This is a genomic window from Streptomyces sp. NBC_01294, from assembly GCF_035917235.1.
Lineage (GTDB): Bacteria > Actinomycetota > Actinomycetes > Streptomycetales > Streptomycetaceae > Streptomyces > Streptomyces caledonius.
The window spans coordinates 2,104,051-2,130,876 of record NZ_CP108423.1 but is presented as its reverse complement, the minus strand read 5'-3'; the positions used below and the strand labels follow the sequence as shown (position 1 = coordinate 2,130,876).

General features: G+C 72.2%; 20 protein-coding genes. 15 read left to right on the top strand and 5 right to left on the bottom strand.

All coding sequences use genetic code 11. The features are described 5' to 3' along the window. Positions 1-115: 115 nt before the first annotated feature. A complete protein-coding gene (locus OG534_RS09390; protein WP_326587633.1) occupies positions 116-1,285 on the bottom strand; it encodes a trypsin-like serine peptidase in 1,170 nt (389 codons plus the stop codon). Between the two features lie 189 nt (positions 1,286-1,474). Here OG534_RS09390 and OG534_RS09385 point away from each other — a divergent pair, with 189 nt between their 5' ends. The 5 genes from OG534_RS09385 (at position 1,475) to OG534_RS09365 (ending at position 10,471) form a co-directional block, all read left to right on the top strand. After that, a complete protein-coding gene (locus tag OG534_RS09385) occupies positions 1,475-2,953 on the top strand; it encodes a diaminobutyrate--2-oxoglutarate transaminase family protein (RefSeq protein ID WP_326587632.1) in 1,479 nt (492 codons plus the stop codon). Positions 2,954-3,577: 624 nt separating this feature from the next. Further along, entirely contained in the window at positions 3,578-5,692 is a 2,115-nt protein-coding gene (locus tag OG534_RS09380; protein WP_442807051.1) for an IucA/IucC family protein, read from the top strand. 32 nt (positions 5,693-5,724) lie between these two features. Then, positions 5,725-6,432, top strand: a complete 708-nt coding sequence (locus tag OG534_RS09375) for a GNAT family N-acetyltransferase (RefSeq protein WP_442807050.1) — start codon at positions 5,725-5,727, stop codon at positions 6,430-6,432. Positions 6,433-6,531: 99 nt separating this feature from the next. Continuing rightward, positions 6,532-8,448, top strand: a complete 1,917-nt coding sequence (locus OG534_RS09370) for an IucA/IucC family protein (RefSeq protein ID WP_326587630.1) — start codon at positions 6,532-6,534, stop codon at positions 8,446-8,448. A gap of 52 nt (positions 8,449-8,500) precedes the next feature. Then, the gene (locus tag OG534_RS09365) at positions 8,501-10,471 is read left to right on the top strand and encodes an ATP-dependent DNA helicase (RefSeq protein WP_326587629.1); all 1,971 of its coding nucleotides are present in this window, start codon (positions 8,501-8,503) and stop codon (positions 10,469-10,471) included. 83 nt (positions 10,472-10,554) lie between these two features. On the opposite strand, the gene lexA is transcribed toward OG534_RS09365, so the two are convergent. Next, entirely contained in the window at positions 10,555-11,346 is a 792-nt protein-coding gene (lexA, locus tag OG534_RS09360; protein WP_326587628.1) for a transcriptional repressor LexA, read from the bottom strand. A gap of 469 nt (positions 11,347-11,815) precedes the next feature. On the opposite strand from lexA, the gene nrdR reads away from it, so the two are divergent. Both nrdR and OG534_RS09350 read left to right on the top strand, forming a co-directional pair. Continuing rightward, positions 11,816-12,328, top strand: a complete 513-nt coding sequence (gene nrdR / locus OG534_RS09355; RefSeq protein WP_326587627.1) for a transcriptional regulator NrdR — start codon at positions 11,816-11,818, stop codon at positions 12,326-12,328. Between the two features lie 143 nt (positions 12,329-12,471). Next, positions 12,472-15,366, top strand: a complete 2,895-nt coding sequence (locus OG534_RS09350; RefSeq protein WP_326587626.1) for a vitamin B12-dependent ribonucleotide reductase — start codon at positions 12,472-12,474, stop codon at positions 15,364-15,366. 198 nt (positions 15,367-15,564) lie between these two features. Here OG534_RS09350 and OG534_RS09345 read toward each other — a convergent pair whose 3' ends face one another. After that, positions 15,565-16,923, bottom strand: a complete 1,359-nt coding sequence (locus OG534_RS09345; protein ID WP_326587625.1) for a hypothetical protein — start codon at positions 16,921-16,923, stop codon at positions 15,565-15,567. Positions 16,924-17,153: 230 nt separating this feature from the next. Further along, a complete protein-coding gene (locus OG534_RS09340) occupies positions 17,154-18,113 on the bottom strand; it encodes a DUF1152 domain-containing protein (protein WP_326587624.1) in 960 nt (319 codons plus the stop codon). Between the two features lie 147 nt (positions 18,114-18,260). Between OG534_RS09340 and OG534_RS09335 the strand changes: the two genes are divergently transcribed. The 8 genes from OG534_RS09335 to OG534_RS09300 all read left to right on the top strand — a co-directional run bounded on the left by OG534_RS09335 (position 18,261) and on the right by OG534_RS09300 (position 25,803). Then, complete coding sequence (locus OG534_RS09335) at positions 18,261-19,118, top strand: arylamine N-acetyltransferase family protein (protein WP_326587623.1); 858 nt, start codon at positions 18,261-18,263, stop codon at positions 19,116-19,118. Positions 19,119-19,150: 32 nt separating this feature from the next. Continuing rightward, complete coding sequence (locus OG534_RS09330; protein ID WP_030713338.1) at positions 19,151-19,756, top strand: YdbC family protein; 606 nt, start codon at positions 19,151-19,153, stop codon at positions 19,754-19,756. A 72-nt stretch (positions 19,757-19,828) separates the two neighbouring features. Then, positions 19,829-20,488, top strand: coding sequence for a histidine phosphatase family protein (locus tag OG534_RS09325; RefSeq protein WP_326587622.1), 660 nt, complete (start codon positions 19,829-19,831; stop codon positions 20,486-20,488). Between the two features lie 11 nt (positions 20,489-20,499). Then, positions 20,500-21,414 (top strand): ADP-ribosylglycohydrolase family protein, encoded by a 915-nt coding sequence (locus OG534_RS09320; protein ID WP_326587621.1) that lies wholly within the window; start codon positions 20,500-20,502, stop codon positions 21,412-21,414. 435 nt (positions 21,415-21,849) lie between these two features. Next, a complete protein-coding gene (locus tag OG534_RS09315; RefSeq protein ID WP_326587620.1) occupies positions 21,850-23,565 on the top strand; it encodes a DUF4153 domain-containing protein in 1,716 nt (571 codons plus the stop codon). A 185-nt stretch (positions 23,566-23,750) separates the two neighbouring features. After that, positions 23,751-23,897: a hypothetical protein gene (locus OG534_RS09310; RefSeq protein WP_326587619.1), complete on the top strand. Its 147-nt coding sequence runs from the start codon at positions 23,751-23,753 to the stop codon at positions 23,895-23,897. 491 nt (positions 23,898-24,388) lie between these two features. Then, positions 24,389-25,099, top strand: coding sequence for a ribonuclease HII (locus tag OG534_RS09305; RefSeq protein WP_326587618.1), 711 nt, complete (start codon positions 24,389-24,391; stop codon positions 25,097-25,099). 8 nt (positions 25,100-25,107) lie between these two features. Beyond that, a complete protein-coding gene (locus OG534_RS09300) occupies positions 25,108-25,803 on the top strand; it encodes a hypothetical protein (RefSeq protein WP_326587617.1) in 696 nt (231 codons plus the stop codon). A 232-nt stretch (positions 25,804-26,035) separates the two neighbouring features. On the opposite strand, the gene OG534_RS09295 is transcribed toward OG534_RS09300, so the two are convergent. Beyond that, positions 26,036-26,665: a hypothetical protein gene (locus OG534_RS09295; protein WP_326587616.1), complete on the bottom strand. Its 630-nt coding sequence runs from the start codon at positions 26,663-26,665 to the stop codon at positions 26,036-26,038. Between the last annotated feature and the right edge of the window lie 161 nt (positions 26,666-26,826).

Sequence of the window (26,826 nt, the reverse complement as noted above, 5' to 3'; positions counted from 1 at the left end):
GGGGCCTCAGCCGTTCGGTCCCGCTCCGGGGCATCGCGGCGCCGCCGGCGCTGCGATGCTCCGGGCTACGTGCTCCGGGCTCCGGTTCTACGTGAACCCGGCTACATGAACCCGCCTACTTGAACTTGCCGCTGACGGCGTCGAAGACGCCCTTCGCCTCCGGACCCAGCCGGGGTCCGGCCAGCCAGCCCGCCTTGGCCGGGCCGATCGAGGTGTTCGACACCAGCGCCGGCTTGCCGTCGGCGCCCGCCGCCACCCAGCCGCCGCCGGAGGAACCGCCGGTCATCGTGCAGCCGATGCGGTACATCACCGGGTCGTTCGCCTTCAGGGTCAGCCGGCCCGGCTTGTCCGTGCACTGGAAGGCCCTCTGGCCGTCGAACGGAGCCGCGGCCGGGTAGCCCGTCGCCGTGATGCTCGCGACCTTCGGCACGGCGGGCGCGGCGAACTCCACCGGGAGCGCCGAACCGACCGTCTCCTCCAGCGACTTGCCGCTGCCCTTCTCAGGCGTCACGTGCAGCACCGCGAAGTCGTACGGGGCACCCGCGCCGCCGGTCGGACCGCCGGTCGCGATCCACTGGTCGGAGGTCTGCGCCCAGTCGCTCCACCACACGCCGTACGGGGCCACCTGCTCGCGCGGCGCGCCCTTGAGCTGCGCCGCGGGCTTGCCCGCGTTGTTGTAGGACGGGACGAAGGCGATGTTGCGGTACCAGCCGCCGGCCTTGCCCGCGTGCACGCAGTGGCCCGCCGTCCAGACCATGTTGGACTTGCCGGGGTGGGCGGGGTCCTTGACCACGGTCGCGGAGCAGACCATCGAGCCCTCGGGCCCGTCGAAGAAGACCTTGCCGGACTCCGGAACGCTCTGGTGGTAGGGCGGACCGGCCTGCTTGGCCGTCACCGGAGCCGGGGTCGGGTCGGTGACGCCCTGGTCCTTGCCCGCGTCCGGGTCGACGGCCGGGCGCTGCGGCTGCTCGGCGTCGCGCATGCGGTCCGGGTCCCACAGGCCCTCGATGATCGGGTTGATGTAGTCGCCCGCCTCGCGGAGCCAGTCCTCCTTCTTCCAGTTCTTCCACTCACCCCCCTTCCACTTCTCAAGGTCGATGCCGCGTTCCTTGAGCTTCTCCTTGAGCTGATCCGGGATCTTTATCCCGTCCGGGGCCGGCAGGCTCGCCGCCACGGTCGGCTTGGCGTCGCCGCCGGCCTCTTCGTCGCCGGGGCCGCAGGCAGCCGCGGTCAGCGCGAGCGTGGCCGCGCACAGGATCGCGGTGACCGGTCGGTTCGGTCGCATGTCGTTCGTCCCCCTGGTGATTCGAGGCGTGGAGTGCAGTCCCCCACTATGCCGCTGCTGGTGAGGACGAGACAGGCCGGGGCGCCGGTTCCTGTCGCTCGTCCCTTACGGGGCAAGGATCTTGCCCCCACCCGTGATCCGTCGCCGCCACCGTCGTTGGTACGTACGGGGGATGGGGGAGCAGCGTTCATGTTCGAGGCGCAATCCGGAGAAGCAGTCAGTGCGGGAGGACCGACACTCGTGGCCTTGACCGAGCCGGCCGCGGCGGCGGCCGCGACACAGAACCCGCCTCAAGTGCCGCCGCAGGTGCCTCCTCAGGGCAGTCGGCTACCGGGCCCCGGCGGTCCGGCCGCAAACGGCGGCGACGTCGCCCCCGTTGCCCCCGAGGGCATCCTGCGCAGGCAGACACAGCGGGAGTCCGCCGCCCGGACGTACGCGCGCTCCCTGCCCATCGTCCCCGTGCGCGCCCGCGGGCTGACCATCGAGGGCGCCGACGGGCGGCGTTACCTCGACTGCCTCTCCGGCGCCGGCACCCTCGCCCTCGGGCACAACCATCCGGTGGTGCTCGAAGCCATCCGCGGTGTCCTCGACTCCGGGGCGCCGCTGCACGTGCTGGACCTCGCGACCCCGGTCAAGGACGCCTTCACCACCGAGCTGTTCACCAACCTGCCGCCGGAGCTGGCCGCCGACGCGCGCATCCAGTTCTGCGGGCCGGCCGGCACGGACGCCGTGGAGGCCGCCCTCAAACTGGTCCGCACCGCGACCGGCCGCCCCGGGATGCTCGCCTTCACCGGGGCCTACCACGGGATGACCGCCGGGGCCTTGAACGCCTCGGGCGGCGCCCCCGAGGCACGGGTGACCCGGCTCCCGTACCCGCAGGACTTCCGCTGCCCGTTCGGCGTCGGCGGCCCCGAGGGCGCCGAACTCGCCGCGCGCTGGACGGAGAACCTACTGGACGACCCCAAGGGCGGGGTGCCCGCCCCCGCGGGGATGATCGTCGAGCCCGTACAGGGCGAGGGCGGGGTCAACCCCTCCCCGGACGCCTGGCTGCGCCGCATGCGCGAGATCGCCGCGGCGAGGGGGATCCCGCTGATCGCCGACGAGGTACAGACGGGCGTCGGCCGGACCGGTGCCTTCTGGGGTGTCGACCACGCCGGGGTGGTGCCCGACGTGATGGTCCTCTCCAAGGCGATCGGCGGCAGCCTGCCGCTCGCGGTGATCGTGTACCGGTCCGGCCTGGACGTCTGGGCCCCCGGGGCGCATGCCGGAACCTTCCGCGGCAACCAGCTCGCCATGGCCGCCGGCACCGCCACGCTCGCCTACGTACGCGAGAACCGGCTCGCCGAGCGTGCCGGCGTCCTGGGCGAGCGGATGCTGACGGCCCTGCGCGGCCTGGCCTCCGAGCACCCCTGTATCGGGGACGTCCGGGGCCGGGGCCTGATGATCGGCGTCGAACTCGTCGATCCCGCCACCGGGGCCGCCGCACCGGCCCTCGCCGCGGCCGTCCGCCAGGAGTGCCTGGACCGCGGCCTGATCGTCGAACTCGGCGGCCGCCACGGCGCCGTGGTCCGTCTGCTCCCTCCGCTGACCCTGACCGACGAGCAGGCCGCGGCGGTCCTGGACCGCCTGGCCGACGCCATCCCGGCCGCCGCCCGCCGGACCCACTGACCCGCACCCCGAGGACCCGCGATGCCAGACCCGCACCAGTCCACCCCCACCACCCCGACCCACGCGAACCAGCCGCCTTCGGCGCCGGCCCCCGATCGGCCCGCCGCACCGCAGCTACCACCCCACCCGCACCCGCTCCCCGACCCCGCCGCCGGGCAGCCCGCACCGCCGCCGGGCACCGCCGCCCCCGCACGGGACTCCCACGGCGCTCCCACCCCGGCGCAGCCGAGCCAAGCGGCGCGGTTGGCACCGGCATCCCGCCTCGACGCACCCGAAACGGCGGCCCCCGCCCCCACCGTGAGACCGTCGGCCCAGCCCGCCGACGCCCGACAAACACGGCCGACGCCAACGGCGTCCCCCGACCCCGCCACCCCCATGCCCCTGCCCCCGACTCCCCCCACACCTCCAGCACCTGCGGCACCCCTCGCACCGTCCACACCCCCAACACCGCCCGCACCCTCCACACCCCCAGCAACCCCCGCGCCGTCCGCAGCTCCAGCACCGCCCGCACCCTCCACATCTCTCGCACCTCCTGTGCCCCTGGCACCCTCCACATCCCCAGCCCCCACGGCACCGCCCGTACCCCCTGCGCCCTTCGCAGCCTCCACACCCCCGGAGCCCTCCGTGTGGAAGGCCCCCGGCCCCGCCACGGCTCCGGCCGCTCCCGCCGAAGACGCACCGGCATCTCCGCCCGGCGCCCCGCGCGGCGCGGAGCGCGGGCAGGGCCCCGCGCCCGCCGCCGGTGCCGCCGGACCACACGGAACCTGCGCCGACCCGGCCGGCGGGCCCCGCTTCGGTACGCCGGCCCACCGCGACGGGGTCACGGCGGAGCATCCGCCCCCGGGCCCCTCAGGTGCCCCCGGCACCTCCGACACCCCGCCCCAGCAGCCCCCCGGTGCCGGCACCGGGGCGACGGCCACTGTCCCGCGGCAGAAGGACGGCACGCCCCGGTTCCGTTCCGGGTGGGCGGCGGGACCCGCCCGGCTGGGCTCGTCCGTGCCAGCCGACCCCCTCGACCACCCCGACCCGGCCGTCGCCGCCGAGGCCGCGGCGGTGGAGAACCTGCTCCGGTGCTGGGTCCGCGAATCGGGACTGGGCCGCCCCGACGGCCCCGCGGGAACTCCCCTTCGCATCCCCCTCCCCGCATCCGGCACGGCCCTGTTCGTCGCCGTCCGCCACTGGTCCCACACCGGCTGGCACCGCTTCGGCCCGGCCCGGCTGGAAGGCGCACCCGCGGCCGCGCCCTCCCTCGACGCCGTCACCCTTGCCGCACTCATCGCCCGCGAGGGCACGAGCGGTGGCCGTGGCAGCGCCGACCTCGTCGGCCGGGTCGCCGACTCGGTGCGCCGTACCACCGAGTTCATCGCCGACCGGCGAGAACGCCCCGCCGCCCCGGCCCCCATCGGCGGGGACCGCTTCCTCACAGCCGAACAGTCGCTCCTCCTCGGTCACCCCCTCCAACCGGACCCCAAGAGCCGCGAAGGACTCTCCGAGGCCGAGACCCGCCAGTACTCACCCGAACTCCACGGCTCCTTCCCCCTGCACTGGTTCGCCGTTCAACCCGCCGCCCTCGCCACCGAGTCGGCCTGGACCGAGCGCGGCCGACCCGTCTCCGCCCCACAGCTCCTCGGCCGGCTCACCCCCGGGCTTGCACTGCCCGACGGAGCCACCCCCCTTCCCCTGCACCCCTGGCAGGCCCGCGACCTGCTCCAGCGCCCTGCCGTCACCGCCCTCCGCGACGCGGGACTCCTCCACGATCTGGGCCCGTACGGCGAGCCCTGGTACCCCACCTCCTCCGTCCGCACCGTCCACCGACCGGGCGCCCCCGCGATGCTCAAGCTCTCCCTGGGCGTGCGCATCACCAACTCCCGCCGCGAGAACCTCCGCAAGGAACTCCACCGTGGCGTCGAAGTGCACCGGCTGCTCCGCACCGGCCTCGCCGAGCAGTGGCAGGCGGCCCACCCCCGTTTCGACATCGTCCGCGACCCCGCCTGGGTCGCCGTGGACGGCCCGGACGGCACCCCCGTGCCCGGACTTGACGCCCTGTTGCGCCACAACCCCTTCCGATCGGGCGACGACGCCGTCTGCATCGCCGCACTCACCGCTCCCCGCCCATGGCCCGGCCGGACCACCATGAGCTCTCGCCTCGCCGAGCTCGTCTCCGGACTCGCCGCCGCCACCGGACACTCCACGTCCGCCGTCGCGGCCGAGTGGTTCCTGCGCTACCTCGACCACGTGGTCCTGCCGGTCCTCGCCTTCGACGCGCTCGCCGGTATCGCCCTCGAAGCGCACCAGCAGAACACCCTGGTCCTCCTCGACCCGGCCGGCTGGCCGATCGGCGGCCGCTACCGCGACAACCAGGGCTACTACTTCCGCGAATCCCGCCGCGCGGAACTGGAGCACCGGCTCCCCGGCATCGGCAGCGTCAGCGACACCTTCGTCTCCGACGCCGTCACCGACGAACGCTTCGCCTACTACCTCGGCATCAACAACGTGCTCGGCCTCATCGGCGCCTTCGGGTCCCAGCGGCTCGCCGACGAACGCATCCTCCTCGCCGCCTTCCGCCGGTTCCTCGCCAAGGCCGCGGACCTCGGCCCGCTTCCCACCCGGCTGCTCGACTCGCCCACCCTGCGCTGCAAGGCGAACCTGCTCACCCGCCTGGGCGGCCTCGACGAACTGGTCGGCCCCGTCGACACCCAGTCCGTCTACGTCACCATCACCAACCCCCTTCACGATTGACGCGTCGGCGCCGACGCGGAGAAGAGCCCCCGATGCGCTCCACCGACACCCCCGCCCCTTCCGCCGGATCCGCTGCCGACGCCCTCGACACCCCCGACGCCCTCGACGCCATGCAGAACACCGTCGAACCACGCCTCAAAGCAGACCTGTTGCCCCTGCTCGCCGAAGCCGACCTGCTCGATTCCCCGGCCACCTGGGGCAGCGTCACCACACCCGCCGGAGCATTCCGCCTCGAACCCGTACGGCTGGGCCGGGACCTTGAGCTCCTCACGGGCTGGATGAACGATCCCGAGGTGGCCGCCTACTGGGAACTCCACGGGCCCGCCGCGGTCACCGCCGCCCACCTGCGGGTCCAGCTCGACGGCGACGGCCGCAGCATCCCCTGCCTCGGCTACCTCGACGGCACACCGATGAGCTACTGGGAGATCTACCGGGCCGACCTCGACCCGCTGTCCCGGCACTACCAGGCGCGCCCCCACGACACGGGTATCCACCTGCTCATCGGAGACGGCACGAACCGCGGGCGCGGTCTGGGAACGAGCCTGCTGCGTGCCGTCGCCGACCTGGTCCTCGGCAACCGCCCCCGCTGCACACGCGTCATCGCGGAACCGGACATCCGCAACACCCCCTCCGTATCGGCCTTCCTGAGCTCTGGTTTCCGCTGCTGCGCGGAAATCGATCTTCCCGAGAAGCGTGCCGCCCTGATGATCCGGGAGCGGGCGCTGCGCAATCTCCTCTGAGTGCCGCCCCCGCCGTCCCCGACCGTCGTCGCCGCTTCGCACCTCTCCCTTCGAAAACGCTGCGTCACGCAGCAAAGTTCCCGATCTTCGAGGAGTCCCGTGCCGAACTTCCCGCCAGCCCCCGACTCGGTGGAACCCGCCGTGCCGCCGTCTCCCCAGCGCCCCTGCACACCACCCGAACTCACGCAGACGACCTGGGACTTCGCCGCGCGCCGACTGCTCGCCAAAATGCTCGGCGAGTTCGCCTACGAGGAGGTCATCACCCCCGTCCCCACCCCGGCCGCCGCCGGCGACGCCTGGACCCTGGCCCTCGACGACGGCAGCAGCCTCGGCTTCCGGGCCCGCCGCCGCTCGTACGGCAGCTGGCACGTGGCCCCGGACACCATCACCCTCACCCCGCCCCCGCAGCCGTCCTCCCCGACCCCGCCGCCCGACTTCGGGAACCCCAGCGACTTCGGGAACCCGCCCGCCCCCGGAAACCCCACCGCCTTCGGGGACCCGTACGTCTTCCTGATCCGCGCCCGCACGCTCCTCGGCCTGGACGGCCCCACCCTCGGCCACCTCGTCCGCGAGCTCAGCGCCACCCTCGCCGCCGACACCCGGATCGACCACACGGCCCTCACCGCCGACGTCCTCGCCGACCTCGACTACGCCGCCCTCGAAGGCCACCAGACCGGCCACCCCTGGCTCGTCCTCAACAAGGGCCGCATCGGACTCTCCGCCTCCGACACCGCCGCCTGGGCCCCCGAGGCCCGCACCCGCCAGCGGCTGCCCTGGCTCGCCGCCCACACCTCACTCGCCGCCTACCGCGGGACCGCCGGACTGGAGGACCCCGCCCGCCTCTACTCCGCCGAGCTCGACCCCCTCACCCGCGCCGCCTTCGACCAGACCCTGCGCGACCGCGGCCTCGACCCGCTGCGCTACCTCTATTTCCCGGTCCACCCCTGGCAGTGGGACGAGGTCGTCCTCCCCCTCTTCGCCCCGGCGCTCGCCTCCGGGGCCCTGGTGCCGCTCGCCGCCGATCCCGACGTGCGCCTGCCCCAGCAGTCCATCCGCACCTTCCTCAACCTCAGCCGCCCCGACCGGCACAGCGTCAAGCTGCCGCTGTCCGTCTTCAACACCATGGTCTGGCGCGGTCTGCCCTCCGACCTCGCCCTCGCCGCCCCCGCCGTCACCGCGTGGATCCACTCCCTGCGCGACGGCGACCCCTTCCTCCGCGACGAGTGCCGGGTCATCCTGCTCGGCGAGGTCGCCTCCGTCACCGTCCGCCACCCCGTCTACGACGAGCTCCCCGAGGTCCCGTACCAGTACAAGGAGCTCCTCGGCGCGATCTGGCGCGAGCCCCTCGACGGCCTCCTCGCCCCCGGTGAGCGCGCCCGTACGCTCGCCTCCCTCCTGCACACCGACCCGCGCGGCCGGTCCTTCACCGCCGAGCTCGTCGCCCGATCCGGGCTGACCCCCACCGTCTGGCTGCAGCGGCTCTTCGCCGCCCTCCTGCCCCCGCTGCTCCACTTCCTCTACCGCTACGGCACGGTCTTCTCCCCGCACGGCGAGAACGCCATCGTGATCTTCGACGAGCACGACGTCCCCGTCCGGCTCGCGGTCAAGGACTTCGTGGACGACGTCAACATCAGCGACGAACTTCTGCCCGAGCTGGCGTCGCTGCCCGACGAGGTCCGCGCGGTCCTGCTCACCGAGCCGGCCGACTTCCTGCCCCAGTTCATCCACTCCGGGCTGTTCGTCGGCGTCTTCCGCTACCTCTCGGCCCTGTGCGAGGACCGCCTCGGCGTCCCGGAAGCCGAGTTCTGGTCCCTCGCGCGGGCGGAGATCCTGCGCCACCAGGCCCGCTTCCCGGAGCTCAAGGACCGCTACGAGCTCTTCGACCTGCTCGGCGAACGCATCGGACGGCTCTGCCTGAACCGGAACCGCCTCTATGAGGACGGCTACCGCGACCGCCCCGACCGCCCCCACGCCGTGCAGCACGGCACCGTGCCCAACCCCTTGTACCGGCCATGAGTCCTCGCCGGTGCGCTCACTGTCAGTGGGGCCCCGTAGGGTTGGCAGTGCTATGACGAAGCCCTCCCTCCCCGACCTGCTGCACGCCGCCGTCTCCGCCGTCGGCGGCACGGAGCGCCCCGGCCAGGTGGCCATGGCCGAAGCCGTTGCCGAAGCGATCGACGACAACTCCCACCGGCTCATCCAGGCCGGTACCGGCACCGGCAAGTCCCTCGGCTATCTGGTGCCGGCCCTCGCCCACGGCGAGCGCGTGGTCGTGGCCACGGCGACCCTCGCCCTCCAGCGGCAGCTCGTCGAGCGCGACCTGCCCCGGACGGTGGAGGCACTGCATCCGCAGCTGCGCCGCCGCCCGCAGTTCGCCATGCTCAAGGGCCGGTCCAACTATCTGTGCCTGCACCGCCTGCACGAGGGCGCCCCGCAGGACGAGGAGGAGGGCCTCTTCGACCAGTTCGAAGCGGCCACCCCCACCAGCAAGCTCGGCAAGGACCTGCTGCGCCTGCGCGACTGGGCCGACGAGACGGAGACCGGCGACCGCGACGACCTGACACCGGGCGTCTCGGACAAGGCCTGGGCGCAGATCTCGGTCTCCTCCCGCGAGTGCCTGGGCGCGACGAAGTGCGCGTACGGAGCCGAGTGCTTCGCGGAGGCCGCCCGCGAGCGGGCCAAGCTCGCGGACGTGGTCGTCACCAACCACGCGCTGCTCGCCATCGATGCCATCGAGGGCGCCCCGGTGCTGCCCCAGCACGAGGTGCTGATCGTGGACGAGGCGCACGAGCTGGTCTCCCGGGTGACCGGCGTCGCCACCGGCGAGCTCACGCCCGGCCAGGTCAACCGGGCCGTGAAGCGTGCGGCCAAGCTGGTCGACGAGAAGACCGCCGACTCCCTGCAGACCGCCTCCGAGTCCTTCGAGCGGGTCATGGAGCTGGCACTCCCGGGCCGGCTGGAGGTCCTCCCCGAAGACCTCGGCTACGCGCTGATGTCGCTGCGCGACGCCGCGCGCAACGTGATCTCGGCCATCGGCGCGACCCGCGACAAGTCCGTCCACGACGAGGACGCGGTGCGCAAGCAGGCCCTGGCCGCGGTGGAGAGCATCCACGGGGTGGCGGAGCGGATCACCAACGGCTCCGAGTACGACGTCGTCTGGTACGAGCGCCACGACCGCTTCGGAGCCACCCTCCGGGTCGCCCCGCTGTCGGTGTCCGGCCTGCTGCGCGAGAAGCTGTTCGAGGACCGCTCGGTGGTCCTGACCTCGGCCACCCTCAAGCTGGGCGGCGACTTCAACGGGGTCGCGGCCTCCCTCGGCCTGTCCCCCGAGGGGGTCGAGGGAGACGATGTCCCCGTCTGGAGCGGCCTGGACGTCGGCTCGCCCTTCGACTATCCGAAGCAGGGCATCCTCTACGTCGCCAAGCACCTGGCCACGCCAGGCCGCGAGGGAACCCGCGGCGACATGATGGACGAGCTCGCCGAGCTGATCGAGGCGGCCGGAGGCCGCACGCTCGGACTCTTCTCCTCCATGCGCGGTGCCAAGGCGGCCGCCGAGGAGCTGCGCACCCGGCTCGACAACCCGATCCTGCTCCAAGGCGAGGAGACGCTCGGCGAGCTGATCAAGGCGTTCGCCGCCGACCCGAAGACCTGCCTGTTCGGGACGCTGTCGCTCTGGCAGGGCGTGGACGTGCCCGGTCCCAGCTGCCAGCTCGTGGTCATGGACCGGATCCCCTTCCCCCGCCCGGACGACCCTCTGATGAGCGCCCGCCAGAAGTCGGTGGAGGAGCACGGCGGCAACGGCTTCATGGCCGTCGCGGCCACGCACGCCGCCCTGCTGATGGCCCAGGGCGCGGGCCGTCTCGTACGGGCCACCGGTGACCGGGGCGTCGTCGCGGTCCTGGACCCCCGGCTGGCCACGGCCCGCTACGGGAGCTTCCTGCGGGCCACGCTGCCGGACTTCTGGTACACCACGGACCGCAACCAGGCCCGCCGCTCCCTGGCCGCGATCGACGCGACGGCCAAGGCCGACGGCAAGTAGTCAGACCGCCGCACGGTCCCGGGGCGCAAGCAACCCCCGGGACCGGCGCAGTGGGTCCCGGGGGCTGGATGGTGGCGGCGGGGTCAGACGCGACGCAGTACCGCGACGACCTTGCCGAGGATGGTCGCCTCGTCACCGGGAATCGGCTGGTAGGCGGCGTTGTGCGGGAGCAGCCAGACGTGGCCGTCCTCGCGCTTGAAGCGCTTGACGGTGGCCTCGCCGTCCAGCATCGCGGCGACGATGTCGCCGTTCTCCGCGACAGGCTGGCGGCGGACCGTGACCCAGTCGCCGTCGCAGATGGCGGCCTCGATCATCGAGTCGCCGACGACCTTGAGGACGAAGAGCTCACCGTCGCCGACGAGCTGGCGGGGGAGCGGGAACACGTCCTCGACCGATTCCTCGGCGAGGATCGGGCCGCCGGCCGCGATCCGGCCGACCAGGGGAACGTAGGAGGCGGCGGGCTTGCCGGTGGTGTCCGTGGGCTGGGAGCTCGGCTGGTCGGAGCCGCGCACCTCGTAGGCCCGGGGGCGGTGCGGGTCGCGGCGCAGGAAGCCCTTGCGCTCCAGGGCCATCAGCTGGTGTGCGACCGACGAGGTGCTGGACAGGCCGACCGCCTGACCGATCTCCCGCATCGACGGCGGGTAGCCCCGGCGCTGTACGGAGTCGCGAATGACCTCGATGACCCTCCGCTGCCGGTCCGTGAGCCCGGAGCTGTCGGCGCGGATGCCTGGAGGTCGACCTGGCAGCGAGCGTGCGGGGCGTACGGGCTCCGCATCCGGGTTCAGGTTTGCGTCGTTCATGGCATGCACCGGCTCGAGTCGGCTCTGGGAGCGGTTCTGGGCAGTGATGGCGGCACTGTCTGCGGTGGTGGTCACGTCGGCCCCTCTCGAAATGTTCTCCCTAGCTGGACAACGGTAGTAGCTTTCGAAAGGTTGCGCCAAACACACGTTCGAGTGAAAAATCGCAGATCGTCTCGCGTGGGCATATCGAGGGGTGTATGGACGATCGGTTCGCCGAACGCGGGTTCGGCTCGGCGTCCGCTGCTTACGGTACCCTTCCCGGTCGGGTCGCCACCGTCCGGGCCTGTGCCCAGTGTGGCACCGGGAGCCCCCGTATCCGGGTATCGGACGCCGCGACACGCAGAGCTGGGTAAATCCACCGCAACCCAAGATCTAGTGGTTGGATGAGCGCTGCCACCCACAAGTAGTGGTCCTTGGGTCTGCTGAGGGTCCTGGGATCGCATATGCTGGTGGCTGCTCCACGAGCCCCCGGCAGAGCCCGTCTCTGTCGTTCAGGGGCTCCGTGGGGTGATTCAGTCGTGCCAAGAGGGAGGGTGAGGGAACCATGCACTGCCCCTTCTGCAGGCACCCCGACAGCCGCGTCGTCGACAGCCGCACCACGGACGACGGCACGTCGATCCGTCGGCGCCGTCAGTGCCCCGACTGCTCCCGTCGTTTCACGACGGTGGAGACGGCCTCGCTGATGGTGATCAAGCGCAGCGGGGTGACCGAACCCTTCAGCCGTACCAAGGTCATCTCCGGCGTGCGCAAGGCGTGCCAGGGGCGGCCGGTCACCGAGGACGCCCTCGCCAAGCTCGGCCAGCGGGTCGAAGAGGCGGTGCGCGCCACCGGCAGTGCCGAGCTGACCACCCACGACGTGGGTCTGGCCATACTCGGCCCGTTGCAGGAACTCGACCTGGTCGCGTACCTCCGGTTCGCGTCCGTTTACAAGGCGTTCGACACACTCGAAGACTTCGAGGCCGCCATCGCGGAACTCCGCGGGTCGCGACCTCACCCTGAAGAGTGCGAGCACGGTGGGACCGTTCCGGTCCCCGTGCCCGCCTCCGCCGCCGACTGACCGGACGGTCCGTTCCGCGGCGCTCACGCACCGTGGCGCGGCCGGTCTGTCAGGCGAAGAGACGTAGATACAAGACACAGCACCGTGCCGCGGAATAGCGCTGGCACTTTAGGGCGTTTTTGCCCGCATATGGGAGGCCTGGCATGACAGAGACGGCGAGCAGCTCGGCACGTGGTTCCCGCGCCAAGGGGACCAAGGCTGCCAAGGGCGGCCTGCGTATCGAGCGCATCCACACCACCCCCGGCGTGCACCCCTACGACGAGGTGAGCTGGGAGCGCCGTGACGTCGTCATGACCAACTGGCGCGACGGCTCGGTCAACTTCGAGCAGCGTGGCGTCGAATTCCCCGACTTCTGGTCGGTGAACGCGGTCAACATCGTCACCAGCAAGTACTTCCGTGGCGCGGTCGGAACCCCGCAGCGCGAGACCGGTCTGAAGCAGCTGATCGACCGGATCGTGAAGACGTACACGAAGGCCGGCGAGGACTTCGACTACTTCTCGTCGCCCGCCGACGCGGAGATCTTCGAGCACGAGCTCACGTACGCCCTCCTGCATCAGATCTTCAGCTTCAACTCGCCGGTGTGGTTCAACGTCGGCACGCCCCAGCCGCAGCAGGTCTCCGCCTGCTTCATCCTGGCCGTCGACGACTCCATGGAGTCGATCCTCGACTGGTACAAGGAAGAGGGCATGATCTTCAAGGGCGGCTCCGGCGCCGGCCTGAACCTCTCCCGCATCCGCTCCTCCAAGGAGCTCCTCTCCTCCGGCGGCAACGCTTCCGGTCCGGTCTCCTTCATGCGCGGCGCCGACGCGTCCGCAGGAACGATCAAGTCGGGCGGCGCCACCCGCCGCGCGGCCAAGATGGTCGTCCTGGACGTGGACCACCCGGACGTCGAGGCCTTCATCGAGACCAAGGTGAAGGAGGAGGAGAAGATCCGCGCCCTGCGCGACGCGGGCTTCGACATGGACCTGGGCGGCGACGACATCACGTCCGTCCAGTACCAGAACGCCAACAACTCCGTCCGCGTGAACGACGAGTTCATGACGGCCGTCGAGAACGGCACTGAGTTCGGCCTGCGTGCCCGCATGACCGGCGAGGTCATCGAGAAGGTCGACGCCAAGGCGCTCTTCCGCAAGCTCGCCGAGGCCGCGTGGGCCTGTGCCGACCCGGGCATCCAGTACGACGGTGTGATCAACAACTGGCACACCTGCCCCGAGTCCGGCCGCATCACCGCGTCCAACCCCTGCAGCGAGTACATGCACCTGGACAACACGTCCTGCAACCTCGCCTCGCTCAACCTCATGAAGTTCCTCAACGACGACGGCAAGGGCAACCAGTCCTTCGACGCCGAGCGCTTCGCCAAGGTCGTCGAGCTCGTCATCACCGCGATGGACATCTCCATCTGCTTCGCGGACTTCCCGACGCAGAAGATCGGCGACAATACCCGCGCCTTCCGCCAGCTGGGCATCGGCTACGCCAACCTCGGCGCCCTGCTGATGGCTACCGGCCACGCGTACGACTCGGACGGCGGCCGCACCCTCGCCGCGTCGATCACCTCGCTGATGACCGGTACGGCGTACAAGCGCTCCGCCGAGCTGGCCGCGATCGTCGGCCCGTACGACGGCTACGCCCGCAACGCCGACGCCCACAAGCGCGTCATGAAGCAGCACGCCGACGCCAACGCCGTCGCGCCGCGCACCGAGGACCTGGACAACGTCATCTGGGCCGCGGCCACCGAGGCCTGGCAGGACGTGATCCGCCTCGGCGAGAAGAACGGCTTCCGCAACTCCCAGGCCTCCGTCCTCGCGCCGACCGGCACCATCGGTCTCGCGATGTCCTGCGACACCACCGGTGTCGAGCCGGACCTGGCCCTGGTCAAGTTCAAGAAGCTCGTCGGCGGCGGCTCGATGCAGATCGTCAACGGCACCGTCCCGCAGGCCCTGCGCCGCATGGGCTACCAGGAAGAGCAGATCGAGGCGATCGTCGCCCACATCGCCGAGCACGGCGTGGTCGTCGACGCCCCGGGTCTGAAGGCCGAGCACTACTCGGTCTTCGACTGCGCGATGGGCGAGCGTTCCATCTCCGCGATGGGCCACGTCCGCATGATGGCCGCGATCCAGCCCTGGATCTCCGGCGCGATCTCCAAGACGGTCAACATGCCGGAGACGGCGACCGTCGAGGAGATCGAGGAGATCTACTTCGAGGCGTGGAAGCTGGGCGTCAAGGCGCTCGCGATCTACCGCGACAACTGCAAGGTCGGCCAGCCCCTCTCCGCCAAGAAGAAGGAAGAGGAGAAGGAGGAGGTCACCGCCAAGGCGGAGGAGACCATCCGCGCCACCGTCGAGAAGGTCATCGAGTACCGTCCCGTCCGCAAGCGCCTCCCCAAGGGCCGCCCGGGCATCACCACCTCCTTCACGGTCGGTGGCGCCGAGGGCTACATGACCGCGAACTCCTACCCGGACGACGGCCTGGGCGAGGTCTTCCTGAAGATGTCCAAGCAGGGTTCGACCCTCGCGGGCATGATGGACGCCTTCTCGATCGCCGTCTCGGTCGGCCTGCAGTACGGCGTGCCGCTGGAGACCTACGTCTCGAAGTTCACGAACATGCGCTTCGAGCCGGCCGGCATGACGGACGACCCGGACGTGCGGATGGCGCAGTCGATCGTCGACTATATCTTCCGCCGCCTGGCGCTGGACTTCCTGCCCTTCGAGACCCGCTCGGCCCTCGGCATCCACACCGCCGAGGAGCGCCAGCGCCACCTGGACACCGGCTCGTACGAGCCCGTCGAGGAGGAGCTGGACACCGAGACGCTGGCGCAGTCGGCCCCGCTCGCCGCGGTGCCGTCGGCCCCGAAGCCGGTCGCGGCCGTTCCGGTCCAGCTCCCGGCCCCCAAGACGGCGCACAGCAACGCCGAACTGGTCGAGATGCAGCTCGGCGTCTCCGCCGACGCCCCGCTCTGCTTCTCCTGCGGTACGAAGATGCAGCGCGCCGGCTCCTGCTACATCTGCGAGGGCTGCGGCTCCACCAGCGGCTGCAGCTGAACGACGGGCGGAACGGCGTGGGACGCGACATCCGACGCGTAGTCCGCGCAGGTAGCTGACCAGCAGCTCACGAAGGGGACCGGCCCAAGGCCGGTCCCCTTCGTCGTGCCGGAACCTTCCGGACCTGTTCCGACGCCGTCCGTCGTACGCGTACGGGGAGATGCCTCAGGAGATCCCCCGCCTCCGGCGTGCACCGGGTCAGGGACCGGGGCGGGCGAGCACGCCGAGCATCCTGTCCCGTACGTCGTCCACGGGCTCGACGGCCGCGGCGCGCCGCAGTACGGCCCGGGCCGAGGGCGGGACGGAGCCCGGCGGCCATGCGGCGAGGGCCCCGGCCGCCATGCGGCGGTTGCGCGCGGTCCGGTTCTGCAGGGCGGCCTCCAGGAGCGGGATGCCGTGGCCGGGATGTGCGGGCAGCCGGCAGACGATCAGATCGAGGCACTGGTCGACGGCGTACTCCCCTCCCACGCCGGTCGCCAGGGTCGGCCCCGAGCGCAGCTCGGCGAGCGGGAGCAGTCGTTCCGCGGCCGCGACCACCTGTCCGATGGCGTCCGCGGGGCAGTCGTCGATCAGCAGGTACCAGTAGGTGGAATTGAGAGGTTCCGTCTCGACCCGGTGCAGCAGGGTTTCGCGCAGGGGCAAGCCCAGGGCGCGGGCACTCCAGATCGCCGCGTGGAAGGCGGAGGGATCGGGTGAGGCCAGCGCTTCGGTCACCACGCGCCGGGACTCGGGCGTCCCGATCACCCCGGCGTACCGGGCGGCTACCTCGGTCAGGCCGTGCTCGTCGAGCCACGCAGCTCGCGCGCCCTCGAAGCAGCGGTTGATCGAGATGAGCTGGAGCAGGGCCTGGACGGTCGTCGCGCCCGCCGTCCGGTGGCGCAGGTAGTGCGCCAGCGCGCGAGGAGCCCCTTCGTACGAGGAGAGGGACGCCCCCGGCCCGTCCACATCGGAGAGCGCGACGAGCATCCGGCCCGCGCCTCCCAGGGTCTGCTCGTCGAGCGTCGGCCGGCTGAGCACCCCGGCGAGGTCACCGGTCCGGGCGGCAGCCAGAACGAAGTAGCTGTCCAGGACGTCACCGGTGCAGGCATCGCGGATCAGCCAGTCCTTGATTTCCGGGTCGATCTCCGGGTCGGGGCTGCCGGTCAGCGCTTCGACCATGGTGACGCGGCTCCACCCCGTCGAGCGGCGGGCCAGTGCGAACAGGGCGCGCTCGGCCGCCGGATGGCGGCGCGACAGGGCTTCGGCCGTCGCGCGGCAGAAGATCGGGTCGGTGCCGAAGAGGCGGAAGAGGTCTTCGTCCCGCTCGGAGCCGAAGCCGCCGAGGAGGGCGAGGCCGAGGCGGACGGCGTTGGGGTGCTCCCCGCGCATGGCGTACCGGCGGCCGAGGCGGTGGAGCCGGTCGCGTGGGGCGGGCAGGTGCCGCAGCGATTCCGCGAGGGCGGATCCGTGGTCGTACCAGTTCAGACGCCGGACCATCAGGTCCAGCGCGCTGAGGACGGCGGCTTCGGGCTCCGCGGCGGCCGCGGCCCGGGCGACGGCCGCCACGATGCGGGGCACGCAGTGAGGGGAGCTGCTGAAGCGTCGGCCCGGTGGGGGAGGCCCGTCGTCGGGGCGGGGCGGCGGCCCGACCGGGGAGTCCCCCCGGTGCTGCCGGCTGTGGGCGACGGCGTGGTCGTAGAGGGAGCGGCTCACCGGGTGAAGACCCGGTTGTCCTTTCGCATGTTCATGCGGTGATCTTCACACGGTGGTGAGCGGCCGGGCAATCGGAAAGGCGCGGGGCCGGGTTGTCAGTGGGGGATGCGCAGGGGCGGCCGGGTGACCAGCTCGTCACGGAATTCCGCGATCCGGGAATGGACCTGGCGCATCAGGTGGGTGTCCTCGATGCGGTCCAGGTAGAGGCAGCGCGCGGCGAGCCCCGGCAGGTCGAAGGCGAAGCACAGCGACATCAGCGGGTTCACGAAGAGCTCGCTGCCGCGGGTGCGGTCGGTGAACTGGACGTCGCCGAAGGAGCCCCGTACGGCTGCGGCGATGGAGCCGTTCACGATGCTGGGGCGGTCCGGGGTGTGCTCCTGGGCATGGGCCACCGCGTCCAGGAAGAGCGCGCCCTCGCGGGTGGCGCGCGGTATGGAGAACGCGCCGAGGTACGCGCCCTCGCGCTCCAGCGCCGCGATGTTCTCCAGCACCAGGCCGTGACTGACCCCGTGGTACGCGTCCACGCCGAAGCCGACCGACACGACGAGGCGTTGCGGTACGTCGTCCAGCGCGGCCAGCGCCGCGACGCTGGTCAGGTCCTCCTCGGGCGTGCCGAGGCCGGCCTCGTCGCCCCGCATCAGGATGTCCGTGCCGCCGTCGACCAGGACGACCGCGTCGATGCGGTGGAGGTCGATCAGCGCGCGGTAGGCGGCGCGCAGCGGCTGCACGCCGATCTGGGGGAAGGCGTAGACGGTGGCCGGGTAGCCGTGGATCTCCAGCCACCGGGCCAGTGTCCGCTCGGGGAAATAGGCCTGGTGGGGTGCGGTGCGCGGGGTGACGGCAGCGAGGTCGGGGGCCGCCCACTCCTCGACGGGCAGCCCGGCGAGGGAGCTGAAGGAGAGGTTCGCCAGGTGGACCTCCTTGCCCTGGTGCAGGAGGGAGAGGGCGAGGGGGAGGCCAGCGTAGATGTCGAAGCCGCCGCCCGCGCCGGCGACCAGGATGCGTTCGGCGTCGGCGAGGCGGGCGAAGAGCGGGTTGGTCTGCAAGGCCGTCATGGCGATCATTGTGCGGGGCGTGGACGCACCGGCGCCCCGGGATTTCACGGCCGTGCGGTGGCAGACGACGTGTACGGCGCGGTTGGCGCTGGCGGCGCGACTGGCGCGACTGGCGCGACTGGCGCGGGGGACGAGGGAAACGGGGAGATGGGGAGATGGGGAGCCATGTGGAGCGGTGACGAGCTGGACCTGGACGCGTATCTGGCACGGATCCGTCTGCCGGGAGGATCGGGGGCGGCCGGGGAACTCCGGCCGGACCTCCGCACGTTGTACGCAGTGCACCGGGCCCACACCGCCGCCATCACCTTCGAGAGCCTGGACGTTCTGCTCGGCCGCCCCGTCGCGTTGGACGTCAAGTCGATCGAGGACAAGCTCGTGCACGGCCGTCGAGGCGGCTACTGCTACGAGCAGAACTCACTGCTGGCCGCTGCCCTGGAGCGGATCGGCTTCGAGGTCTCCGGGCGCGGGGCCCGCAACCGCACCCGCGGGGACTCCCTGTTGGCCGTCACGCACGCCGTCCTCGTCGTCACGGTCGACGGTGAACCGTGGCTGTGCGACGCCGGGTTCGGCTACCAGGGCCCTCGCGAGCCGGTTCCGCTGGGGCGGCCCGGCACCGAGGTGCAGCAGGGGCAGTGGACGTACCGCGTCCGCGAGGAGGAGGACGGCATCCTCGTGCTGTGCCTGCTGCGCGGGGGCGTCTGGCGGGACCTGTACGCCTTCTCCCCGCAGCGCTACCACCCCGTCGACTACGTCCTGCTCAACCACTACAGCTCCACCCACCCCGGGTCCTCCTTCATCGGGCGGGTCGTCGTCCACCTCCCGGGCGACGACGTCCGCCGGGCGCTCGTCGGGCAGGAGCTCACCGTGCTGCATCCGGACGGGCGGGCCGAGCGGCGGGTGGTCGGCCCGGACGAGCTGCTCGCCGTGCTCGACCGGGAGTTCGGCCTTCGGCTGCCCGAGCGGGATGCGGCGGAACTGGTGCGGATGTACCCCGCTGGGGACTGACCCGGGCCGCGCCGGGCCCGTACGATGGCGCAGTGCTGGTCAAGTGGATTCGCTGCACGGTGACGGACCGACGCGGGTTCGAGCGCGGGCAGCGAAAATGGGCGGGGCTGCCGGGCGAGCCGGGATTCCGGGGGCAGGGCGGCGGCTGGAGCCGGGGCCGGCAGGGGGTCGCGCACGTCTTCGCATTCTGGGAGAGCCGGTCCTTCTACGACTCCTTCATGGCCCGCTCGCACGACCGGCTGGCCGCCTCCCAGAACGGCACCTACACGGATCTGCGGGTCACCCTCTTCGACCACCGCTTCGACGTGAAGACCGGCTTCGAGCCGCGCTTCACCGATGCCGACGTCGTACGGGTCGCGCACACCCGGGTCCGGGAGGGCCGGGTCGACCACTTCGCCCTCATGCAGGAGAAGGTGTGGAATCCGGCCATGGCGGGCTCGCCCGGCATGATCCGCGGCCTCTTCGGGGAGGCTCCGGGCCGGGAGTTCCTGGTGCTGTCGATGTGGCACGCCGCCGCCGAGCACGGCAAGTACCGGCAGGAGCGGGTCGAGCGGCTCTCCCTGCGCGCCCAGATCCAGGCCGATGTCGAGGCCCTCACGGGTGACGTCGTCGACCTCGAACCGTCCTGGACGGTATGACCGTACGACGAGCGCCAGGCGAACCGGCGTGCCCGGTCCTCCGGCCCGCCGGTGGCCGAATAGGGTCGGGGGATGGTTCGACCACGGCGCATCGTCCTTGTCCGACACGGGGAATCGGAGGGGAACGCCGACGACACGGTGTACGAGCGGGAGCCCGACCACGCCCTGCGGCTGACCCGCAACGGCCGCGAGCAGGCCGCGGCGGCCGGCGTACGGCTGCGCGAGCTCTTCGGCGACGAGACCATCAGCGCGTACGTCTCCCCGTACCGCCGCACCCTGCAGACCTTCCGGGAGCTTCGGCTGGACCCGACGCGCGTGCGGATGCGCGAGGAGCCCAGGCTGCGCGAGCAGGACTGGGGGAACTGGCAGGACCGGGACGACGTACGGCTGCAGAAGGCGTACCGGGACGCGTACGGGCACTTCTTCTACCGGTTCGCGCAGGGCGAGTCGGGGGCCGACGTGTACGACCGGGTCGGTTCCTTCCTGGAGAGCCTGTACCGCAGCTTCGAGGCGCCGGACCATCCGGAGAACGTGCTGCTGGTGACGCACGGGCTGACGATGCGGCTGTTCTGCATGCGCTGGTTCCACTGGTCGGTGTCCGAATTCGAGGCCTTGTCCAATCCCGGCAACGGCGAATTCCGGGTGCTTCTGATGGGGCCGGACGGCCGGTACCGGATGGACCGCCCGTTTGAGCGGTGGACCACACCCGAGCCTTATGACCTGGACGGCTAGAGTGACCCGCGATGACCCCTGATTCCACTCCCGAACGGCGCTACGCACGCGCCATGGCCAGCCTCCGCGGGCTGGCGCTGGGTGACGCCCTGGGCTCCCAGTACTTCGTCCCCGTGAACTACCCGCTGCTGAAGCGGCGTGAGCTGCCGACCGGCGCCGAGACGTGGCAGTGGACCGACGACACGGAGATGGCCTGCTCGGTGGTGGCCGTGCTGGCCGACCACGGACGGATCGACCAGGACGCGCTCGCGCTTTCCTTCGCCCACCACCACGACTTCGACCGGGGCTACGGGCCCGCGGTGAACCGGATGCTGCGTCTGGTGCGGGAGGGGCAGGACTGGCGCACGCTGGCCGCCGAACTGTTCAACGGGCAGGGTTCGTGGGGCAACGGCGCCGCCATGCGCATCGCGCCGCTGGGTGCCTGGTACGCCGACGACCCCGAGCAGGCCACGCACCAGGCGGAGATCTCCGCCTACACCACCCATCAGCACCGCGAGGCCGTGTGCGGGGCCATGGCCGTCGCCGCTGCGGCCGCGCTGGCGGCCGGCTCGGAAGCCCCGCCTAAGGCCTCCGACCTGCTGGACGGGGTGATCGCGCTGGTGCCGCGCAGCGCGGTGGGCGCCGGACTGCGGCGGGCGCGGGACATGCTGGACTACGGGGACGCGACCACGGTCGCCGCGGTGCTGGGCTGCGGGCGGCGCACGAGCGCCCATGACACCGTGCCGTTCGCCCTCTGGTCGGCGGCGCGGGCGCTGGACGACTACGAGCGGGCGTTCTGGACCACCGCGCAGGTGGGCGGGGACGTCGACACGACCTGCGCGATCGTCGGCGGGGTGCTGGGGGCGCGCGGGGACGCGGTACTTCCGGCCGCCTGGCTGGCGCGCACCGAGGCCCTGCCAGCCTGGCTGCCGGAGGCGGCGGGCTAGAGCGGCGTTACCGGGTGACCGCGTGACCGGGCAACTGTGTGACCGGGTAACTGCCCGACCACGTGACAGCTGGGGGCCACGGTACGGGACCGGCCGTCCCCTGGTGCTCCGAGGCCGCCCCCAGGCGGTACCAGCGCTCCGACCTGTTCCGACCTGTTCCGAACTGCTCCGCCTCGGACCGCGCCACGCGCCACCGGGCGGCCGCTTCCATGCGCCCGGCGCACACCCGTAGCGCGCGGCGACGTCGTCCGTGAAAGTGGGCGCCGTCCAGGGTGCCCAGGGCGTCCAGCGACGGGTGAAATTTCGCGTTCCGATTGTCACGGTCCTGACACAGGGATCTTTTGAGCCTGTTCAAAACTGCCCGTCACCGGCCTACTCTGTTCCCTCGCCGCCCCTACCGGAACACCGGGGCGGCCTGCAGGGGAGGGAAAACCGATGTCAGACAACACCGGCGGGGCGGACGAAGCCCAGCCCAAGGCCGCGGCCAGCACCGAGGCCACGGCCGGGGATTCACCCGCGCGCCCGGCCCCGGCCGGGGGAAACCCCACCGGAGCGGCGGCCCCCCAGGCAGGGGCGCCCCTCGACGCCGCCGCCTGGCAGGCCTGGCAGGCGCAGCAGCAGCAACAGCACGCATGGGCGGCCAGCCGCGCGAAGGCCTCCGCGGCCCCCGTGTGGCCCGCGCTGGTGCGCCCCGCCGAGGCCGCACCCGTCCGGACGGCGACCCTCGCCGCCGCCCTCGTCGCCGGCTTCGCCTCCGCACTGTTCCTCGGCGACGGCATGGGCCCCGGCCTGCTGCTCGCGGTGGTGCCCGCCGTCGTCGCCGCGTACGTCGCCGCCCGCACGGCCCGTCGTACGGCCCGCCCTTGGACCGTGGTCTGGGCGATCGGCTGCCTCGCCCTCCTCGTCGTACCGGCCCTGCGCGACTCCGCGTGGCCGTCCACCCTGGCGATCCTGTCCGCCGTCCTGCTGGGCGCGCTGGCCCTGCACGGCAGCCGCACCTGGCCCGGCATCCTGCTCAGCCCGCTCGGCTTCTTCGACTCCGCCGTGTCCGGGGTCGGCTGGGCCTGGAAGGGTCTGCGCTCGCGCGGCGGGGTCAGCAAGGACCGCTGGCTCCCCGTGGCCAAGGCGACCGCCGTGGCCGTGGTCCTGCTGGTGCTCTTCGGCGCGCTGTTCGCCTCCGCCGACGCCGCCTTCGCCGATCTCCTCGGCGGACTGATGCCCGACGTCTCGATCGGGGACGGGCCCATCCGGTTCCTGCTCTTCCTCCTCGGCGCGGTCCTCGCGCTCGCCGCCGCCCGCACCGCCGCGGCCCCGCTGCGCTGGGACCGGATCAAGGTGGCCCCGGGCAAGCCGCGTTCCCGGGTCGAATGGGCCCTTCCGCTCGTCGTGCTCAACCTGCTCTTCGCCGGTTTCAACGCCGTCCAGCTGGCCGTCCTGTTCGGCGGCTACGACAAGGTCCTGCAGAGCACCGGCCAGACGTACGCCGAGTACGCCCGCCAGGGCTTCTGGCAGCTGCTCTGGGCCACCCTGCTCACCCTCGTCGTCATCGCGCTCGCCCTGCGCTGGGCCCCGCGCGCCGGAGCGGGCGACCGCCGCTTCGTCCGCATCGTCCTCGGGGTGCTGTGCGCGCTGACGCTGGTCGTCGTCGCCTCCGCGCTCCGTCGGATGGACCTGTACGTGGACGCGTACGGGCTGACCAGGCTGCGCGTGTCGGTGGCCGCGATGGAGCTGTGGCTCGGGCTGGTCATCGTACTGATCATGGCGGCCGGGGTGTTCGGTGCGCGCTGGCTGCCGCGCGCCGTCGCGGGCAGCTCGGCGGCCGTCGTTCTCGCCTTCGGCCTGCTGTCCCCCGACGGGATGGTCGCCGAGCGGAACGTGACCCGCTACACGGCGGACAAGAAGATCGACCTGGCCTACTTCCAGTCCCTGTCGGCGGACGCGGTGCCCGCCCTGGACCGGCTGCCCGAGCCCCAGCGGTCCTGCGCCCTGCGCGGGATCAACGACGAGATGGCCAGGGACGGAGACGTTCCCTGGTACGCGATGAGCCTGGGTGAGTACCGGGCACGGCAGATCCTGCGTGAGCGCCCGGTGACGGCCTCGTACGAGGTCTGCTCGCGCCTGGGTGCCTTCTCCACCCGCACCGAGGACTAGAAGCCGTCGCACCGGGGACCGCGAGCGGAACCGGAGCGCGTATGAGGGCCCGGGCGGGGGATGGTTCCCCCCGCCCGGGCCCTCGTCATCTGCCGCGCGGCCTCGTCGCGGTCGGCGCACTGGCCGGCGGCGCCGACGAGGCGCATCGGGGGTTCCGACTCGAACGGGCGATTCTCGATGCCGCGTTGGAGCAGCCGAGTACGGTCGGCTGGAACGCGCTCACGATGGAGGGCGTCGCGGCCGGCGCGTACACCGGCAAGGCCGTGCTCTGCCGGTGCCGACCGTCGAAGGCGGACCTGGTGGCCGCTGCGCATCGGGCCGGTCCACAGTAGATCGGTGAGATTCCCGACGGCGGATCGATCCGCGAGCACCTTCACCTGCCGTGCGTGCGCACGCCCGACGCCGTGCACTCGAGTGCCGGGCAGGCCCTGCGATGGCTGCTTCACGAATGCGATCACGCACATCCTGGCCGGTTCCGTGAAGTCGTCTGGTCCGGGCCGCGCGGGGCGGCCCGGCGCCTGATCGGGGGGGCTTGCGCTGCGGGGAATCGAGCGGGGCGGCGTTTGGTCGGAAGCGAGTAGTCCGTTTGTCGTGGATGTCATTCCGGCGACGCTGATGTACCGCGCCAAGATGTGCGGTAGCGAATAGAGGGATGCGGAGATCGCGGAGCCGATCGACGAGGTGAGGGTGCCGCTGCTCAGGGTGTGAGACGCGGCGGGGGTGGTGCGGGGTGCGCGGGGCGGCGGCCGTGCCGGTTCGGAGGGGCGTCGGACCCGGGCGGGGGTGTGCAGTTGGCTCAGGGCGGCGTAACCTTGCTGGCGCCATGCCGTACGAAGCACCCACTCACACCGTCGAACGCTCCCTCCGTGCAACCACCGGCGCCAAGGTCATCGCCGGGGTCGACGAAGTCGGACGAGGGGCCTGGGCCGGACCCGTCACCGTGTGTGCGGCGATCACCGGCCTGCGCCGGCCGCCCGCCGGGCTCACCGACTCCAAACTGCTCACCGCCAAGCGGCGCGATGCCATGCTCGACGCCCTGGAGAGCTGGGTCACCGCGTACGCGCTCGGGCACTCCTCGCCCGAGGAGATCGACGAACTGGGGATGACCGCCGCCCTGCGGCTCGCGGCGGAGCGCGCCCTGGGCGCCCTGCCGGTGCGGCCCGACGCGGTGATCCTCGACGGCAAGCACGACTATCTCGGCTCGCCCTGGCGGGTCCGTACGGTGATCAAGGGCGACCAGTCCTGCATCGCCGTCGCCGCGGCCTCGGTCATCGCCAAGGTCCGACGCGACCGCATGATGGCCGAACTCGGTGAACAGGGCGGCGGAATCGAAGACTTCGCTTTCGCCGCCAACGCCGGATATCCCTCGCCCGTGCACCGGGCGGCGCTGGAGGAACGGGGGCCCACCCCCTACCACCGGCTCTCGTGGTCGTACCTCGACGCGCTGCCGCGGTGGCGTCACCTCAAGAAGGTGCGCCGCAGCGAGGAATCGATGGAGCTGGAAAACGGAGGCCAACTCGGCTTCGATTTCTGATCGCACCCATGTGCCACCGGCCGGTACGTTTCGTACCGGTGTTTGATAGACAGCAACTCACGCCTCTCACCCACGCCATCGAGGAGCCTCAGATTCACGAGAGTGCCCAGGGTCCCCGCGTCACGCCGGCCGCGAGCCGCACCGCGCAGACCCCCCGCCCTGTACCTGGTCCGCGTCCCGCCGCCGTACCGCGGCCCGGTCGCCCCGGTCCCGCCCGGCCCGCATCGCCCGCGCAGCGTGCGCCGCAGGTCACCCCCGGACCCGTTCCCGCAGCCCCTGCCGCTGCTCCCACCGCACCGTCCGTCTCCGCGGCGGTGCCGCAGATCCAGCTGATCCCGGCCTCCGCCGAGGGCGCGCTGGACGCGGCCGAAGAGGCCGTAGACCTGCTGCTCGACACCGGGCGCGCGCCCGGCGACATCCTGGTGCTCACCAGTGGCGACCCGCACCCGTGGGCCGCGCACGAGCTGTCCTTCGGCGAGGCCGCTTACTGGGCCCTGCACGACGCCGCGGACGACGTCTTCTACGCGGACGCGGCGCAGGTCCAGCGCGCCACCGGCCGTCCCGTCGTGGTCTTCGCGGCCAACGGCGGAGCGACCGAGACCGTCGCGGGCGCCCTGCCGGTCGCACTCACCCGGGCGGGTGCGCTGCTGATCGTGTGCGGTGACCCGCAGCAGGTCAACTCCGTGCTGGGTGCGGGCGTCTGACGCCCTGTACCCCGGCACGGGCGAGGGGCGGGGCGGGCCTGGTGCCGGCCCCGCTGAAGCCCGGGCCGAAACCCGTGCTGCAGTCGTGGCCGGGTCCGAGCCGAGCCCGCTCTGCGGTCTGAGCCGGAGCCCGAGCCGATGTCCGAGGCCTGATCCGCCGTACGCCCGGTCCCGGGTGTACGGCCGTGAGGCCTGCCCGCGAGCACCCCGTGCTGTGCCCCGCGTACGAAGGTCAGCGCGCGGCGGTCCGGCGCAGGGCATCGCCCGCGCCGCCGCCGGTGTGCAGGGCGAGCGGGGAGAACTCGGCCGCGGTGTCGCCGAGGCGCTGCGGCCGCGAGTGCGAGCTGGGACGTCTGCCGCCACGGCCCTCGCCCAGCACCTGCCAGCCGTCACGGGTCAGCGTGATGTACGCGCCGCAGCGCAGCCCGTGCAGGGTGCAGGCGTCCCGCAGCCCCCACATCCAGGCACCGTCCTCCTCGGTCCACCGCTCGTCGCCTTCACGGCAGTAGAGCAGCACCGCCGTCCGCACCGGGGTCCGTCGCCGCAGGTCGTGCGGGAGGACCCGGCGCAGCCGGGAGAGCAGGGCGTTGCGGTACTCCCAGCCGTCGGCCGAGGTCGACCGCTGTACGAAGGAGGCGCTCGCCACGAGTTGCTCCTCCGGTCCGAGCACGGCGATGACCGCGGTCGAGGGCACGGGGCTGTGCCGGGAGTGCAGGCCGCTGACGACCTCGCGCGGATTGCGGAGCAGGGGGATGCCCGCCGCCGTCCATTCCGCAGGTTCCAGCAGCCTGCCGTGGCGGCTGGCGCCGCCGGTGGCCGTTGCCAGGGACGTGGTCGAGGGCGGCGCGAATCCGAAGGTCACGGTCCTCCCTTCGGGTACACACCCGCGGACGGGCACGGCTGGAGTCAGGGCGCGCCGCAGCACGGCCCAGGAGTGCCGGGGAGCCGAGCGGGAGCACTCCAATTCTCGCGTGGCTTCGGAGTGTGCGGCAACGAGCAATTGGCGCCGCAGACCGGAATTCG